Genomic DNA, 14,106 nt, shown 5'->3' with positions numbered 1-14,106 from the left:
GCGGGGCGGTCAGGAGGTCAGCGCGGCCCGGCCGCGGTCGGCACGCGTCGGTCCGGCGGCCGACGGCCGCACGTCGAAGTCGAACATGGCGGTCGGCACGTACAGGGAGCAGCACGCGTTGGGGATGTCGACGATGCCGCTGATGCGTCCCTCTATGGGGGACGAGCCGAGCAGCAGGTAGGCCTGCTCGCCGCTGTAGCCGAACTTCTTGAAGTACTCGACGGCGTTGAGGCACGCGCGGCGGTAGGCGAGCGTCGCGTCGAGGTAGTAGTTGGTGTCCGTGTCGTGGTCGACGGAGATCCCGATGAAGGTGAGGAAGTCCGAGTAGCGCGGCTCCACGTTGCCGGGCATGAACACGGGGTTGGTCGAGATGCCGTACTTCTCCATACCGCCCTTGATCAGGTCGACGTGGAAGTCGATGAACCCGCCCATCTCGATGGCGCCGCAGAAGGTGATCTCCCCGTCGCCCTGACTGAAGTGCAGGTCGCCGCCGGAGAGCTTGGCGTCCTTCACGAGCACCGGGTAGAAGACCCGGGAGCCGCGCGTGAAGTTCTTGATGTCGTGGTTGCCTCCGTTCTCACGGGCCGGCACCGTGCGGGCGCCCTCCGCGCAGATGCGCGCGGCGAGGTCCCCGGTGGCCGTGCCGGCGAGCGCGTGGGAGGGGTCCGGCGGGACGGCCAGCGGCGGGACGCGCTCGGGGTCCGTGTCGATGAGCGCCTTCTCACGCGCGTTCCACCGGCCCAGCAACTCGGCGGACGGGGCGGTCCCGAACAGTCCCGGGTGGGTGATGCCGGTGAAGCGGATCCCGGGCAGGTGCCGGGAGACCGCCTGCTGACCGTGGAAGTCCCAGACCGCCTTGTAGGCGTCGGGGAAGTAGTCGGTCAGGAAGCCTCCGCCGTTGGCCTTGGCGAAGATGCCGGTGTAGCCCCAGCCCTGGCCTGCGGAGTCCCCGGTCTGCTGGGGTACGGGGCCGAGGTCGAGGATGTCGACGACCAGCAGGTCGCCGGGCTCCGCGCCCTCCACGCCGATCGGGCCGCTGAGCATGTGGGGGATGGTGAGGTCGATGTCGCGGACGTCGTTGGCGGAGTCGTTGTTGCCGACCTGGCAGTCGGTCCAGTCCCGGCACTCCATCCGGAACTCGGCTCCGGGCTTCACCATGGCGGCGACGGGTATGTCAGGGTGCCACCTGTTGTGTCCTGGGGTGTCCTGATCGCGCATCGACTTGGTCTGATCCACGCTGAAAACTACTTCGGGCATGACAGCCTCTCTTTTCTGATCCGGTCAGGACGGTGGTCCCGCGCCGCCGGCACAGCGGCCGGCCCGTGCCGGGCCGGCGCACGGCGCCTAACCCGGCGACCCGGACGACGCGGTGGCCCGCGCCTGTTCCCGCGATTTCCTGGTGAGCGGCCACAGCGCCGCGAACACGACCACGCCGAAGACACCCAGGGCTATGGCGATCTCCGTGGTGTGCTTCCAGTAGCCGGACAGCAGCAGCGCCGCGGGGATCACGCCGGTGACCCAGCCCTCGATCGCCGTCACCCAGCCGACATAGGTGCCGAGCTCCGTTTTTCTGAGACCCAGCACGAGGAAGAACAGACCCCACAGGAACGCCCAGTACAGCCAGATGACGCCGAACGGGTAGTCCTTGAACAGATGGAAATTCACGAACGAGTACCCGAGGGCGACGATCGCCACGAACAGGGAGTACCAGCCGACGCAGATATTGTCGATGTCCGCGAGGAGGACGATACCCACGTAGAGGTAGGTGAATCCGAAGAGGTAAAGCCCGGACGCCGCCAGGATCTTGTCCTGGTCGTTGCCCGCCGTGAAGATGAGGTACGTCGGGGTCAGCACCTGCAGCGCACCCACGAAGAGGTTGAACACCGCCGCCGACTTGGGGTCGACCTTCTGCAGCAGCAGCAGGCCGTTCATGAACAGCACCGCACCGACGAAGAGCAGTCCCACGTTCGCCACGGGGACGCACCTCCTAAGTCCGCGTGGGGACGGATTGCCGTCGGCGCGCCACCGGTTCCCGCTTCGGCGGGAGCGGCGTCCGCGCTCCGGCACTGACCCCCCCTGAGCAGCTCCGACCAGCCGATCACCGCCCTCGCGCTAGGGCCTGGGCAGCCGGGACAGCGCCGGATGGGGCCGCGGCGCCGGCCGCTCGCGCGGCGGCGGGGCGGACACCACGTCCGGCGCCTCACGGGACTTCTCCTCCCGTTCGCGGGAGGAGGTGAGCCCGTGCGGCGTGACGGCGAGGGACGGCGAGGAGAACACCCGCCGGGCCTCGCCCGCGCAGCCGGGGCAGTCGTGCGTCGCGGGTGCGGAACCTATCGCCAGCCTTACGTCGAAAGGCCCGCAGTCGCTGCAAAGGTATTCATAGGTCGCCATGAAGTTGCCTCCGGTCATCGGCGCACCCGGGTCAACCTCGACGTCTGCGGCACACCAAGTCGATCGCACGCCGGGGGAACAATCCCTCTATCAAGGAGACGCCACCGCAAGACAGTTGTCAAGGTCGGCGGAAGGCGCCCGGGGCATGCCGGAAGGGAGTTCCGGAGTTCCCTTTCCCGCACTCCCGGAAACACCGGATCCCATTCGATTCCCTTTCCGCAGCGAACCGGTCGCCGGATATACACCCTCGTGGGCGCGACCGCATTCCGGGCCCCGGGGACGGCCGGAGCCCTCCGCCGCCCGCCTGCCCGGCCCGTGCCGGCAGCGGGGCAGACCGGGACACAGGTCCGGGACGTAAGTCCTGGACACAGGTCCACAGGTCCTGGACCAGCGGTGCGCGGCGCGGGCGGTATGCCCGCTGTGAGGCGGTTCACTGTGCTTTTCCTGGACGGACACCACTCGCGGATTTAGCGTTCATATACATCGGCCTTTTCCGTAATGCAGTGGCAATGGCGCCGCGCTCATCGGACGGCACACGACGCTTCGCGCGGAACAGGGCGAACGCCGGAGAGGTGGAGAAGTGAGCATGGACGCCGTATGGGTCCGTGGCGTGAACGGCCTTCAGATGCACCACGTCACCGACCTCCAGGACGCCGGCAGGTTCCTGGGCAACGCAGCCATGGCCCTGCGGGCCGCCCACGTACGGACCGGCGCCGAGCGCTTCGAGGGCCTGGCCGCCGAGCTCAAGGCCATGGTGACCCGGGTACGGAAGCTGGAGGACGAGGCCCGCTCCGCGATGCACGAGCTGCACGCGACCGACCCGGAGCGCTTCGCCCGCTGCCGCGAGGGCCACGAGCCCTGGCCCGGCGAGATCCAGGCCGGGTTCATCCCCCGCCACACCTGCCGCGACGAGTGCCTGTACCACGACCGCGGCGTACTCGAGGCGATCACCCAGTGCACCTGCGGCCGACCGCCCTGCCAGGCCTGCCAGATCGGCGGCGAACCCGTGACGGCCTGATCCACCGCGCTTCGCGTTCCGCCCCCGGGCGGCACGAGGGTCCCGGCCTCCGGCGAGGCCGGGACCCTCGTCGTGCCCGCCCGGCTACCCCAGGAGGCTCAGCAGCAGCACGACCACGACCAGGGCGGCAGCGGCGATCGCGAGACCGCGGGCGACCCGGCGGCCGGAGGGCAGCCCGAGCACCTCGATGCCGTCGCTCCCGGGGAAGGCGTAGAAGACGCGGTCGGGGTCGGTGGGGACGGTGATGCGGGCGAGGGGCAAGTGACGCAGCACGATCCTGCGGTGGACCTCGCCCGCGGGGACGAGGTGCGGGACGAGCGCCTGGGCGTGCGTGGCGTCGAGGTCGTCGGGCAAAGCCTCGTCGCCGGTCAGTACGGCCTTGCGCCACCGGCCCAGCCGGGCGGTCCGCCGGCGGACCGGGAACGGCGGCCGTTTCAGGGGGCGCCGCACCAGTTCCTCGCGGCTGCGCTGCTCGATGACTGCGCCGACCCAGGTGGTGACGACCCCGCTCCCCCCGCACGCGTCGTGCGCGACGGTGCCGCCGCCCGTGCACTTGGGGCAGTCGACGAGTCCCGTCCCCGTGCACTGCGAGCACTGCGTGCGGCCCCGCCCGGCACAGGTGGGGCACGCGGCGCCGGGGCGCCGGCACTTGGCGCAGCGGACGCGCCGGGGGACGGCGCGGGACGCGGTCGCCGGCGCGGCGCGGTCGCGGTCCTTGGCACGCGGCCGCGGTTTGCCGGTGCCGTCGCATTCGGCGCAGGACTCAAGTCCCCGGCAGTCGGGGCAGGCCGTCGTCGGGTCGCAGGGGAGCCGGCCGCGGCCCTCGCACCGCTTGCAGGCCCATTCGCCGTTGCCGCACTCACAGGTGTTGTGGCGTACGGACCCCTCGCGCACGAGCTCGATCCGGTGCACGGAGCCGTGCTCCGCGGGCGGGCCGGGACGGTAGTCGGCGAGGTGGGAGTAAGTGGGGAGTGCGGAGAGGTCCTTGCGGCCCTTCTCGGTCCTGGCGCTCTCCTTGCGGGTCTCCGTGGTGCGGCGGATGCGGCAGTCGAGCACGGAGTGCCAGGAGAGGTCCGCACCGGCGGAGGAGTCGAGGCGGACGGCGCCGCCGTCCACGGACAGGTGCCGTGCCAGGGCCTGGAGCATCTCGTCGTCGGACGGTGTACCGGACGGGTTCTCGGCCATGACGACCACTCCCCTCGACGGGCGCGAGGCGCGCTGTCGGCAGGGTAAGGGCGAATCTGATGCTCCATCAAGATCGGGTGCGGGGAGGAATCTTGCGATCCCTCCCCGCCTCCCTCTCAGCTCTCGCCGGTGGTGCCGCCGCCACTCCCGTAGGGACGGGTGATGACCTCCATGCCGTGGCCCGCCGGGTCCATGAAGTAGACGCCGCGGCCGCCGTCGTTGTGGTTGATCTCCCCGGGCCGCTTGCCGTGCGGATCGGCCCAGTAGGTGAGGCCGGCCTCCCGGATCCTGCTCAGGATGCCGTCGAACGCGGACTCGGGGACGAGGAAGGCGTAGTGCTGCATGACGATCGTCTCCGCCGGGACGGTGGCGAAGTCGAGCGTGACGCCGTTGCTCAGCTGGAGGGGGACGAACGGGCCCCATGCCTCGCCGGCCCGCAGGCCGAGGATGTGCGCGAGGAAGTCGGCGGATTCGCGGTTGTCACGGGAGTGGACGATGGTGTGGTTCAACTCGACTGACACAGTGGGATGCCTCCGTAAGGCATTCTCACGGGCGCCTCCATGCCTCACCCGGCCGGTGACCGGCACGCGACGCCGTACCCCCGATCCTATGCGCGGCCGTAATCCGGTGGGCCGGGAAGGCGGCGGCCCGTACGGTGGACGGCCGGACCGGGCCGGCCGGGCCGACCGGCGATCCGGGTGTTCCGGGCGGGAGGACGGACGATGACGGACACGATGACGCTGTGGCGCCCCACCGGGCCGGAGGAGCTGGCCCTGGTCGAGGCCTCGGGGTGGCGGGAGTGGCCGCCGCGGCTGCCCGAGCAGCCGATCTTCTACCCGGTGCTCGACGAGGACTACGCGATCCGCATCGCCCGCGACTGGAACGTCCCCGCCTCCGGTGCCGGTTATGTGACGCGCTTCGAGGTCGAGGCCGGGTTCGCCGCCCGCTACCCGGTGCGCCAGGTGGGCGGCCGGACGATCCTCGAACTGTGGGTGCCCGCGGAGGAACTGCCCGAATTCTACCGGCACATCGTGGGCCGGATCGAGGTCGTGCACGAGTTCCGGGACGCGTAGCGGCCGGGACCGGGGCCCTCGCGGGGGCCGGGGTCCCGGCCGGCGGCGTCAGCCGCGCAGCGTGGTGACGGCCGCGACCCCGGTGAACTGCAGGGGCTCGTAGCCGAGGGCGAGCAGATGGGCCGTGAGCGTCAGGGTGCCGCCCCTGTGACCCTGACCGCCCGGACCGCCCGCGGTGCCGACGGGTTCGGCGTCGTCGGCGGTGTAGGGACCGTTGTCGAAGGTCACCGAGACCGGGACGCCGAAGGTGCCGCCCGGATCGAGGCCGAGGGCGGGCGACGGGGCGTAGGTGCCGACGAGGATGTGGCCGGGCCGGGGGTGAGGACGAAGGGGTGCCGCCCACGGTGACGGTCACATCGCCCAGGGCGGCAGCGGCGGCGAGCGCTACCGGGCGGATCATGAGGTGGGGGGACTCCCTCGTACGGGCGGCCCGGTCCGACCGCGACGGGGCGGCGCCCGACGGCGCCGCGGCCCCGCATGGGTGCCCCGCTGGACTGCGCACCCGGCATATGACAGGCCGGGCTCACCCGCGCGCCGCATCAAGATCCCACGCCTGGCGCCGAGAAGGTGCGGACGGCGCCGCCGTCCCCTGTGCGTGGGCGGCCCGGCGCCGGCACATCCGAACGGCCGGGCGGCCCCTGACCGCGGTGGAGGTCGCTACGGCCGGCGTCCCGGCGGGGTGCCGCCGCCCGCGGCGGCCGGCGGCTGCCCGGCTCCCGGGAAGAAGGGCCGGAACTGGGGGCCGTAGGTGTGGCGCCCGTCGCCGAGCGGGATCTCCATGAGGGCGAGGGCGGGCTCCTCCAGCTGTTCCATCGTCCTGATCGCACGGTTGAGCGCACCGTGGTCCCCGGACTGCCAGGCGGCCTCCAGGTCGCGCAGCAGCTCACCGTAGACGGTGTCGAAGCGGCGCAGCAGGGTCGCCGCCTCGCGGGGCGGGTGGGGCCAGCCGCCCTTGGGGACCACACCCATGGGGCGGACGTCCGGGAAGGGGACGGGCGGGCCGCTGAACTCCCACAGGCCGTCGGTCTCCTGCAGGGCGCGGCCGTGGTAGATCTCGGCGAAGGCGTAGTAGTGGGCCACGTCGCGATGGCCCCCGGTGGCATCGCCGGTCGGCGCCTCGGGGGAGTCCGAGGTGCCCTCGCCCTGCTCCTTGATGATCTCCACGGCGGCGACGACGTCGTCCAGCGTGCGCATAGGCCGCAGTTCGTCGGGGCCGATGCGCTGGCCCATCTGGCCGCGGACGCTGAGTTCGGGGCGGTGGTCGAGGAAGGCGGTGACGACCCCGTTGTAGAAGTCGCCGATGGTCGGCGGTCCCGCGGACGGCTCGGGGAGCGGGGACTCCGGGGTCTCGATGGCCATGAGGACGTCCCGCACGTACGCGCGGGTCAGGCCGGAGAGGTGCACCGTCAGCTCGCTGCGCACGCCGCCGGGCAGCGGGCAGGGGTAGTCGGGGCTGACGGCGGCGATCCGAGGCCGTCCGCCCACGGCGACGAGCATGTTGCAGGCCAGGCCCATGTGGAACATCTCGTCGGTGACGATGCCGCGGATCAGGGTGGCCACCGTGTCCGACCGGTCCCGCACCGACCACCAGGCGCACAGGTACGGCGGGATGGTGGCGAGTTCCAGCTCCACGGCCACCTGCAGGGCCTGCCGCAGCCAGTCGGTACCGCGGGACGGCGCGGGAACGGCCAGCAGACGGGCGACCAGGCCGTGGACGGCGGCCACCGCGACGCCGGGGGCCGCCCCGGGGGCCGCGGCGGTCGCGGCCGCGGCTGCCGCCGCCTGCAACGACGGCGCGAGCGGGGCCGCCTGGGCGGCGGTGCCGAGGACGGCGGGGCTGACGGCGGCCAGCGCGGCCGACTTGACGAAGCCCCGGCGGTCGAGGGCCGCCGGCGGGGTCACGGCGGTCCCGTGCCCGTTGTCCTGGTCTTCCACCGGTTCCGTCACCCAGGTCTCCGTCCCCGAGAAGAATGGCGCGCGGGACACGGCACTGGTCGGACCCGCGAGGCTGGCGAAGCTATCAGCCGGGCCCCGGCCTCCGGGTCCGCGACGCCGCGCGTGCCGCGGCGCGCCGCCCGTGCGGCCCAACGGGTCCCTGGCGCGGCCCGCCGACGGGACCGGCCGCCCGCCTGACGTGGGCACCGTGACCGGCGCGGGTTCCGCGGCGCGCGCCGGTCACGGGCGTACGCTGCCCGGCGGCCCCTCCCCCACCAGAGGACGTCCAGGCATGCACGACACCGGCGACGCCACCGCGCTCGTGGTCATCGACATGATCAACACCTATGAGCACGAGGACGCCGAACTGCTGCTCCCCTCGGTGCGCGCGGCGCTGCCCGGGGTGCGGCGGCTGATCTCCCGCGCGCGGGAGGAGGGCGTGGACGTCGTCTACGTCAACGACAACTTCGGCCGCTGGCGCTCGCACCACCAGGAACTCCTCGACATCGCCCTCGACGGCCCGCACGCCGACCTGGTGGAGCCCGTACGCCCCGACGCGGACTCGCTGTTCGTCCTGAAGGCCCGGCACTCGATCTTCTTCCAGACCCCGCTGGAGTACCTGCTGGGGCAGTTGGGCGTGGGCCGCCTGGTGCTGTGCGGGCAGGTCACCGAGCAGTGCGTGCTCTACTCCGCCCTCGACGCGCACATCCGCCATGTGCTGACCGTCGTCGCGCCGGACGCCGTCGCGCACATCCACCGGGACCTCGCGGACGCCGCGCTGCGGATGATGGAGCGCAACATGGGCACCCTCGTCACGCCCTCGTCCGGGATCGCGCTGCGTGGCTGACTCCGGCTGCCGGGCCGTCACCTCCGGCACCCGTATGGGAACGCGCATTCGGGGCACCCGCACGTCAGGAGGTGCTGACGATGGTCCCCCTGACGGCCGGTCCCGAGGACGACGCGGACAGCGAGGTGGGACGGCTGCGCGCGGAGAACGAGCAGTTGCGCCGCGCGCTGGACAGCCGCGCCGTCATCGACCGGGCCGTCGGCATGGTGATGGCGCTGACGCCCTGCCCCGGGGACGCGGCCTGGGCGGTCCTCGTCCGCGCCTCCCAGTACGGCAACGTCAAGCTCCGCGACGTCGCGGCCGCGCTCGTGGCGAGTGCGGCGGGCCGGCAGCTGCCGGCGGACGTCCACCACGCCCTGGTGCGGGCCCGGCGTCCCCGGTCCGCCCGGCCGCCTCGACCTCCTCGCGAAGCCGGCGGCAGGTGCGGGTGATCAGCCGGGAGACGTGCATCTGGGACAGGCCCAGCTGGTCGGCTATCTGGGTCTGCGTCATGTCGCGGAAGAACCGCAGGTAGAGGATCTGCCGTTCACGCGGGGGGAGTTCGCGCAGCCGCGGGGCGACGGCCACACGGTCCACGACGAAGTCCAGACAGGGATCCTCGGACCCCAGGGTGTCGAGGAAGGTGCGGCCCTCCGCGCCGGGGGCGGCGAAGTCCAGGGAGGCGGGGGCGAAGCTGTCGAGGGCCTCCATGGCGGCCAGCACGTCCTCCTCGCTCATCCGGGCGTGCGCGGCGATCTCGGCGACGGTGGGGGTGCGGCCCCGCGTCCCGAGGAGTTCGTGGCGCACGGTACGGACCCGGCTGCGCAGTTCCTGGACCCTGCGGGGGACGTGCACACCCCACATGTGGTCACGGAAGTGGCGTTTGACCTCACCCACGATGGTGGGGACGGCGAAGCTCTCGAAGGCGCTGCCGCGTGCGGGGTCGTAGCGCCGTACGGCCTTCACCAGGCCGAGCGCGGCGACCTGCCGGAGGTCCTCGGCGGACTCCCCGCGGTGCCGGAAGCGGCGGGCGAGCCGTTCGGACATCGGGATCCAGGCGATGACGACCTGCTCGCGCAGGGCCTCCTTCTCCGGTCCCTCGGGGAGGGCCGCGATCCGCCGCTGGGCCTCCGCGGTGTCCGGGGCGTCCTCGTGCGGACGCGTACGGGCACCCGGCGGCGGGTGCGGCGGGGAGTGCGGATGCGGATGCCTGGTGCGGGGCTTTCGGGCGGCCATGGTCGTCCTGCGCCTTCCTGCGGGGTCCGGGGACGCGCCGCGCAGGGCGTGCCGTACGGAAGGGCACGCTCCGCGCTCAGGGGGCCCTGCCGGGGCGCCCCGCGCGTGCGTGCCTCCGTTCCGAAGCACGGGGATCGCCTGCCCCGGAAGGCACCGCGCAAACCCGGTAAGGCGGCGCGGTGGTGATTGCCCGCCGGCATCCGGTGGCGACCGGGCCCGGGGACGGGGGCCGGTGACGCCGTTCCGCCATCCGGGGACGGGCCCGACGTCAGCCGCAGGACACCCGCAGGTCGCGCGGGCAGGGCATGAAGAAGCGACCACACCTGCGGACAGGCGCACGACGCGCGGGGGCGACCGGACCATGGGCATCACGACCACGACGACTCCACACCTCCTGAGCGGCGCGACCCTGCGCCGCATCGCCTGCCTGGCCCCGATCGCGCTGGTCGGGTGGTGGGTGGCCCGGCACTGGCGGCTGATCGCCGACGGGGGCCGCGGACTGCTGGACGCCGATCGCGGCTGGCTGCTGGCCGCCGTCGCGGCGACCGGACTGGCCTGGGTGGCGGTGTCTTTCATGCGGCAGGGCACGGTCCTGGAACGGCTGCCGGCGGGACGGCTGCTGGCGACGCAGTTCGCCGCGGGCACCGCGAACCACCTGCTGCCCGCCGGCATCGGGGCGAGCGCGGTCAACCTGCGCTTCATGCGGGCATGCGGCCTGCCGCCGGCCCGGTCGGCGGCGGCCCTCGCGCTGTACTTCCTGGCCGAGTGCGTGGGCCGCGGGACGCTGCTGGCGGTGCTGCTCGCCGTATTCCCGCACGCGCTGCGACTCGACGGGCTGCTGCCGGACGGCGTCTCCGTACCGGTCGGCCCGACGGCGGGGGCGGCGGCCGGGGTCTGCGCGGTCGTCACGGTCGCGCTGGTCGCCGTGCCGCGGCTGCGGCGGGTGGCGCGTACCTTCCTGGCCACGGCGTTCACCGACGCGCGCACGCTGCACGCCCGGCCGTCGAGGGCCCTCGCGCTGTGGGGCGGCTCGCTCGCCTTCCCCGCCCTGCAGGCCGCGGGCCTCGTCGCGGTCACGATGTCCCTGGGCGTCCCGGTGCCGTTCGCCCATGTCGCCCTCGCCTACCTGGTGGCCAGCGTCGCGGCGGCGGCACTGCCCACTCCCGGTGGCGTCGGCTCCGTCGACGCGGCCCTCGTGGTGGCCCTGGTCGCCACGGGCGCCCCGCTCGCCGCGGCCACCTCGGCCGTGCTCGGCTACCGCATCGTGACGGTGTGGCTCCCCCTCGTCCCCGGCGCGCTGGTCCTGGGCGCGCTGGTCCGCAGGAAGGTCGTCTGACCCGCGGTCCCACCGGCCAGAACCTCGTGGTGACGGGCGGGCCAGGCATGCCACGCTGGGCGCTGGAAACGGGGCGCGGGAGGGCGGAACGCTGGAGCTGCACGAGTACGCGGAGCTGGACGCGACCGGGTTGCGGGAGCTGATCCGCTCCCGGGAGGTCGGTGCGGGCGAGGTGGAGGCCGTCGCCCGCAGGGCACTGGAGGCGGCGGGGGCCGAGCTCAACTCGCTGACGCTGCCGCTGTTCGACCCCGCTCCCGCGTACCGCGAGGGCGGGCCGTTCGGCGGGGTGCCCTTCGTGGTCAAGGACGGCGGGCCGTTCCTGCGGGGGGTGCCCTTCACCCTGGGCAGCCGCGCGCTGCGCGGTGCCGTGGCGGACGCCGACCACGATCTGATGGCCCGGTTCCGGGAGGCCGGCCTGGTGGCGCTCGGCCAGAGCACCGCGCCGGAGTTCGGGCTGAGCTTCGCCACCGAGCCGGTCCGGTACGGGCCGACCCGCAGCCCCTGGGACCCGGCGCGTGGGGTGGGCGGTTCGAGCGGCGGCTCGGCCGCGCTGGTCGCCGCGGGGGCCGTGCCGCTCGCGCACGCCAACGACGCGGGCGGTTCGATCCGCATCCCGGCCTCCTGCTGCGGGCTGGTCGGGCTCAAGCCGAGCCGGGGACGCACCCCGTGCGGGCCGCTCGCGGGCGAGGCGGCGTTCGGGCTGCAGGTGGAGTTCGCCGTGACCAGGACGGTACGGGACACCGCGGCGCTGCTGGACGCCGTGAGCGGGCCCTCGTACGGCGACAAGTACCCCCTCCCGGCGCCCCCGGTGCCGTACGCGCGGGTGGTGCGCACCGACCCGGGGCGGCTGCGGATCGCCGTGACCACCGCCGCGTGGACGGGCACACCCGTGGACGCGCAGGTCGCCGCGGTCACCGTCGACGCGGGCAAGGTGCTGGAGTGGATCGGGCACCACGTCACCGAGGACGCGCCGCGCCTGGACGCGGACGACCTCGTGGAGGCCACCGCGCTGGGCGCGTTCGCCAGTGGCGGCGCGCTGCTGCGGGCGGCGCCGCGCATGGACCGCTCCTTGCTGGAGGCGGTGTCGCGGGCGGTGCTCGCCGAGACCGAGGCGTGCACGGCGCTCAAGCTGATGGCGGCGATGGACGCGCAGCACCGGGTGACGCGGGCGGTGGGGCGCTTCTTCGCCGGATACGACCTGCTCGTCACGCCGACGTTGGGCGCGCTCCCCGCGCCCCACGGCACCCTCGACCACGACGACCCCCGGCACACGGTGCGCTCGTGGCTGCGCGAACTGTTCGCGTACGGGCCGTTCACGGCGGCCTTCAACGTCTCGGGACATCCGGCGGTCAGCCTGCCGCTCGGCCAGAGCCGCGAGGGACTGCCGGTCGGGGTGCAACTGGTCGCCGCCCAGGGCCGGGAGGACCTGCTGCTGGGCGTGGCCGCGCAGCTGGAGCAGGCCGTCCCGTGGCGGGACCGCAGGCCGCCGTTCACGGTGGGCTGAGCCCCTCCCCGCCGCCGGGGCGGCCGGCGCTCAGCTGCTGCTCGGGCTGGTGCCGGTGCCGTTGGTGGGCGGGAACGCGTAGACGTGGTCCGGGGTGACGATCTTGGTGATCGCCTCGGCGAAGAGGCTGCTGGGCTCGCTGCCGCCCACGGCGGTGTCGGTGTTGAGCAGCACGACCATGGTGGCCTTGGCGGCGGGCAGGTACACGGCCGTGCTCTGGTAGCCGGGCAGCGAGCCGTTGTGCCCGACCCAGCCGTGGTTGTCGAAGAGGCCGATGCCGTAGCCGATGCCCGGGTACGAGGTGGGGAGGAAGGTCGTGCGCTGCGCCTGCGTCGCCTTGGCGAGCAGGGTGCCGTCGGCCACGATGCGCGCCCAGGCCCGCAGATCCTGCTGGTCGGAGATCATGGCGCCGGCCGCCCAGGCCCAGGAGGGGTTCCAGTTGGTGGCGTCGGCCTCCTTCCCGTCCTTGGTCTGGCGGGTGTAGCCGCGGGCGTGCGGGTTCGGGAAGGCGCGTCCCGCGGGCAGGACGGTGTGCTTGAGCTTGGCCGGATCGAGCACATTGCGCTGCAGGTAGTCGCCGAACGGCAGGCCGCTCGCCTTCTCGATCACCAGGCCCAGCAGGACGGTGTTGGTGTTGGAGTACTGGAAGCGCGAGCCCGGACCGGACGGCGAGGGGTGCTGGAAGGCGTAGGCGAGGAGTTCGGCGGGGACGAACTCCCGCTCGGGGTCGGCCTTGAGGGCCTTCTGGAAGTTCGGGTCGTCGGTGTAGTTGTAGAGCCCGCTGCGCATCTCGGCGAGTTGCCGCAGGGTGATGCCGTCACCGCCGGGCACGCCGTCCACGTAGCGGGAGACGGGGTCGTCGAGCCGGACCTTCCGCTGGTCGACCAGGGTCAGCAGCGCCGTCACGGTGAAGGTCTTGGTCTCGCTGCCGATCCGCATGTAGAGGTCGGGCGACATGCGCGCCTTCGACTTCCGGTCGGCCACACCGAGTGCGCGCACGTAGGAGCCCTTGCCCGCGGCCCACAACCCGACGCTCACGCCGGGCACTCCGGTCCTCTTCAGGGTGTCCTCGAGCGCGCCGTCGAGCTTTCTGACGACCTCGCCGGAGAGCGCCGGGAAGTTCCCGCCGGCGGGCGAGCCGCTGGGGGAGGCCTGTGCGGGGGATGCCTGTGCGGGGGAGGCGGACGCGGGGGAGGCGGAGGACGGGCCCGCCGTCCGGCCCGGCTCCTCGGCCCGCGCCACCGGCGAGGCCGGCGCGGACGTCGCCGACCGCGGGCGCTCGGGGGAGCCGGTGGTGTCCGCGGGCCCGCCGCACGCCAGGGCCGTGGGGAGCGCGGCGGCGGCGAGGACCGTCGCGACGGCCCTCCGCACGGTGCTGCGGAACCTGGGTGGGCGGGCGCACGGGTGCGTCATGTCGGTGTCCTTCGGCCGTGGGGACGGGACGGGATCGAGCGGGGCGGGGCCGGGCTGGGCTGGGCTGGGCTGGGCTGGGCTGGGCGAGGGCACGCCATCGCGAACGTAAGCCGACCGCCGCGGTGCGGCGACCGGACGGCGGGTGCCGCGCGTCCGGGCGGGTGACGGCCGCCGTGGGAGCGGGTCTTG

At 73.5% G+C, this 14,106-nt stretch carries 14 protein-coding genes and 1 pseudogene; 6 read left to right on the top strand and 9 right to left on the bottom strand.

All coding sequences use genetic code 11. From position 1 onward, the window contains the following. Positions 1–9 precede the first annotated feature (9 nt). The 3 genes from fmdA to B085_RS0109270 all read right to left on the bottom strand — a co-directional run bounded on the left by fmdA (position 10) and on the right by B085_RS0109270 (position 2,409). On the bottom strand, positions 10–1,257 hold the full coding sequence (fmdA, locus tag B085_RS0109280; protein ID WP_026250836.1) for a formamidase: 1,248 nt from the start codon (positions 1,255–1,257) through the stop codon (positions 10–12). An 87-nt stretch (positions 1,258–1,344) separates the two neighbouring features. Then, positions 1,345–1,974 (bottom strand): AmiS/UreI family transporter, encoded by a 630-nt coding sequence (locus tag B085_RS0109275; RefSeq protein WP_018558299.1) that lies wholly within the window; start codon positions 1,972–1,974, stop codon positions 1,345–1,347. Positions 1,975–2,112: 138 nt separating this feature from the next. Beyond that, positions 2,113–2,409, bottom strand: coding sequence for an FmdB family zinc ribbon protein (locus B085_RS0109270; RefSeq protein ID WP_199789176.1), 297 nt, complete (start codon positions 2,407–2,409; stop codon positions 2,113–2,115). 568 nt (positions 2,410–2,977) lie between these two features. Here B085_RS0109270 and B085_RS0109265 point away from each other — a divergent pair. Then, positions 2,978–3,409 (top strand): hypothetical protein, encoded by a 432-nt coding sequence (locus B085_RS0109265; RefSeq protein WP_018558297.1) that lies wholly within the window; start codon positions 2,978–2,980, stop codon positions 3,407–3,409. Positions 3,410–3,493: 84 nt separating this feature from the next. Here the strand turns inward: B085_RS0109265 and B085_RS46750 are convergent, their stop codons facing one another. Both B085_RS46750 and B085_RS0109255 read right to left on the bottom strand, forming a co-directional pair. After that, positions 3,494–4,594 carry a hypothetical protein gene (locus B085_RS46750; protein ID WP_018558296.1) on the bottom strand — a complete coding sequence of 367 codons (1,101 nt, stop codon included), beginning with the start codon at positions 4,592–4,594 and terminating at the stop codon, positions 3,494–3,496. A gap of 116 nt (positions 4,595–4,710) precedes the next feature. Beyond that, positions 4,711–5,115 carry a VOC family protein gene (locus B085_RS0109255; protein ID WP_026250833.1) on the bottom strand — a complete coding sequence of 135 codons (405 nt, stop codon included), beginning with the start codon at positions 5,113–5,115 and terminating at the stop codon, positions 4,711–4,713. 201 nt (positions 5,116–5,316) lie between these two features. On the opposite strand from B085_RS0109255, the gene B085_RS0109250 reads away from it, so the two are divergent. Further along, positions 5,317–5,667 carry a hypothetical protein gene (locus B085_RS0109250; RefSeq protein WP_018558294.1) on the top strand — a complete coding sequence of 117 codons (351 nt, stop codon included), beginning with the start codon at positions 5,317–5,319 and terminating at the stop codon, positions 5,665–5,667. A 48-nt stretch (positions 5,668–5,715) separates the two neighbouring features. Here B085_RS0109250 and B085_RS49210 read toward each other — a convergent pair whose 3' ends face one another. Further along, entirely contained in the window at positions 5,716–5,895 is a 180-nt protein-coding gene (locus B085_RS49210; RefSeq protein WP_018558293.1) for a hypothetical protein, read from the bottom strand. A gap of 429 nt (positions 5,896–6,324) precedes the next feature. Further along, on the bottom strand, positions 6,325–7,614 hold the full coding sequence (locus tag B085_RS41850; RefSeq protein WP_018558292.1) for a ferritin-like domain-containing protein: 1,290 nt from the start codon (positions 7,612–7,614) through the stop codon (positions 6,325–6,327). Positions 7,615–7,894: 280 nt separating this feature from the next. Here B085_RS41850 and B085_RS0109235 point away from each other — a divergent pair, with 280 nt between their 5' ends. Both B085_RS0109235 and B085_RS51625 read left to right on the top strand, forming a co-directional pair. After that, a complete protein-coding gene (locus B085_RS0109235) occupies positions 7,895–8,449 on the top strand; it encodes a cysteine hydrolase family protein (protein ID WP_018558291.1) in 555 nt (184 codons plus the stop codon). Positions 8,450–8,529: 80 nt separating this feature from the next. Next, positions 8,530–8,700: pseudogene (locus B085_RS51625) on the top strand (ANTAR domain-containing protein); the annotation flags it as partial. 28 nt (positions 8,701–8,728) lie between these two features. Here the strand turns inward: B085_RS51625 and B085_RS41845 are convergent. Beyond that, positions 8,729–9,664 (bottom strand): RNA polymerase sigma factor SigF, encoded by a 936-nt coding sequence (locus B085_RS41845; RefSeq protein WP_018558289.1) that lies wholly within the window; start codon positions 9,662–9,664, stop codon positions 8,729–8,731. A gap of 361 nt (positions 9,665–10,025) precedes the next feature. On the opposite strand from B085_RS41845, the gene B085_RS0109220 reads away from it, so the two are divergent. Both B085_RS0109220 and B085_RS0109215 read left to right on the top strand, forming a co-directional pair. After that, positions 10,026–11,000, top strand: a complete 975-nt coding sequence (locus B085_RS0109220) for a lysylphosphatidylglycerol synthase transmembrane domain-containing protein (protein ID WP_018558288.1) — start codon at positions 10,026–10,028, stop codon at positions 10,998–11,000. A gap of 130 nt (positions 11,001–11,130) precedes the next feature. Beyond that, positions 11,131–12,504 carry an amidase gene (locus B085_RS0109215; RefSeq protein WP_018558287.1) on the top strand — a complete coding sequence of 458 codons (1,374 nt, stop codon included), beginning with the start codon at positions 11,131–11,133 and terminating at the stop codon, positions 12,502–12,504. 30 nt (positions 12,505–12,534) lie between these two features. On the opposite strand, the gene B085_RS41840 is transcribed toward B085_RS0109215, so the two are convergent. Continuing rightward, positions 12,535–13,917, bottom strand: a complete 1,383-nt coding sequence (locus B085_RS41840; protein ID WP_078619823.1) for a serine hydrolase domain-containing protein — start codon at positions 13,915–13,917, stop codon at positions 12,535–12,537. Between the last annotated feature and the right edge of the window lie 189 nt (positions 13,918–14,106).

The organism is Streptomyces sp. BoleA5 (assembly GCF_000373665.1).
Classification (GTDB): Bacteria; Actinomycetota; Actinomycetes; order Streptomycetales; family Streptomycetaceae; genus Actinacidiphila.
This window is presented reverse-complemented; position numbering and strand designations above follow the sequence as displayed.

What these genes read in the sequence shown, in the direction of transcription:
- B085_RS0109250 (WP_018558294.1), top strand. Translation starts at nt 5,317, where the DNA reads ATGACGGACACGATGACGCTGTGGCGCCCCACCGGGCCGGAGGAGCTG.
- B085_RS0109265 (WP_018558297.1), top strand. Translation starts at nt 2,978, where the DNA reads ATGGACGCCGTATGGGTCCGTGGCGTGAACGGCCTTCAGATGCACCAC.
- B085_RS46750 (WP_018558296.1), bottom strand. Translation starts at nt 4,594, where the DNA reads ATGGCCGAGAACCCGTCCGGTACACCGTCCGACGACGAGATGCTCCAG.
- B085_RS0109235 (WP_018558291.1), top strand. Translation starts at nt 7,895, where the DNA reads ATGCACGACACCGGCGACGCCACCGCGCTCGTGGTCATCGACATGATC.
- B085_RS41840 (WP_078619823.1), bottom strand. Translation starts at nt 13,917, where the DNA reads ATGACGCACCCGTGCGCCCGCCCACCCAGGTTCCGCAGCACCGTGCGG.
- B085_RS0109220 (WP_018558288.1), top strand. Translation starts at nt 10,026, where the DNA reads ATGGGCATCACGACCACGACGACTCCACACCTCCTGAGCGGCGCGACC.
- B085_RS41845 (WP_018558289.1), bottom strand. Translation starts at nt 9,664, where the DNA reads ATGGCCGCCCGAAAGCCCCGCACCAGGCATCCGCATCCGCACTCCCCG.
- fmdA (WP_026250836.1), bottom strand. Translation starts at nt 1,257, where the DNA reads ATGCCCGAAGTAGTTTTCAGCGTGGATCAGACCAAGTCGATGCGCGAT.
- B085_RS0109270 (WP_199789176.1), bottom strand. Translation starts at nt 2,409, where the DNA reads ATGACCGGAGGCAACTTCATGGCGACCTATGAATACCTTTGCAGCGAC.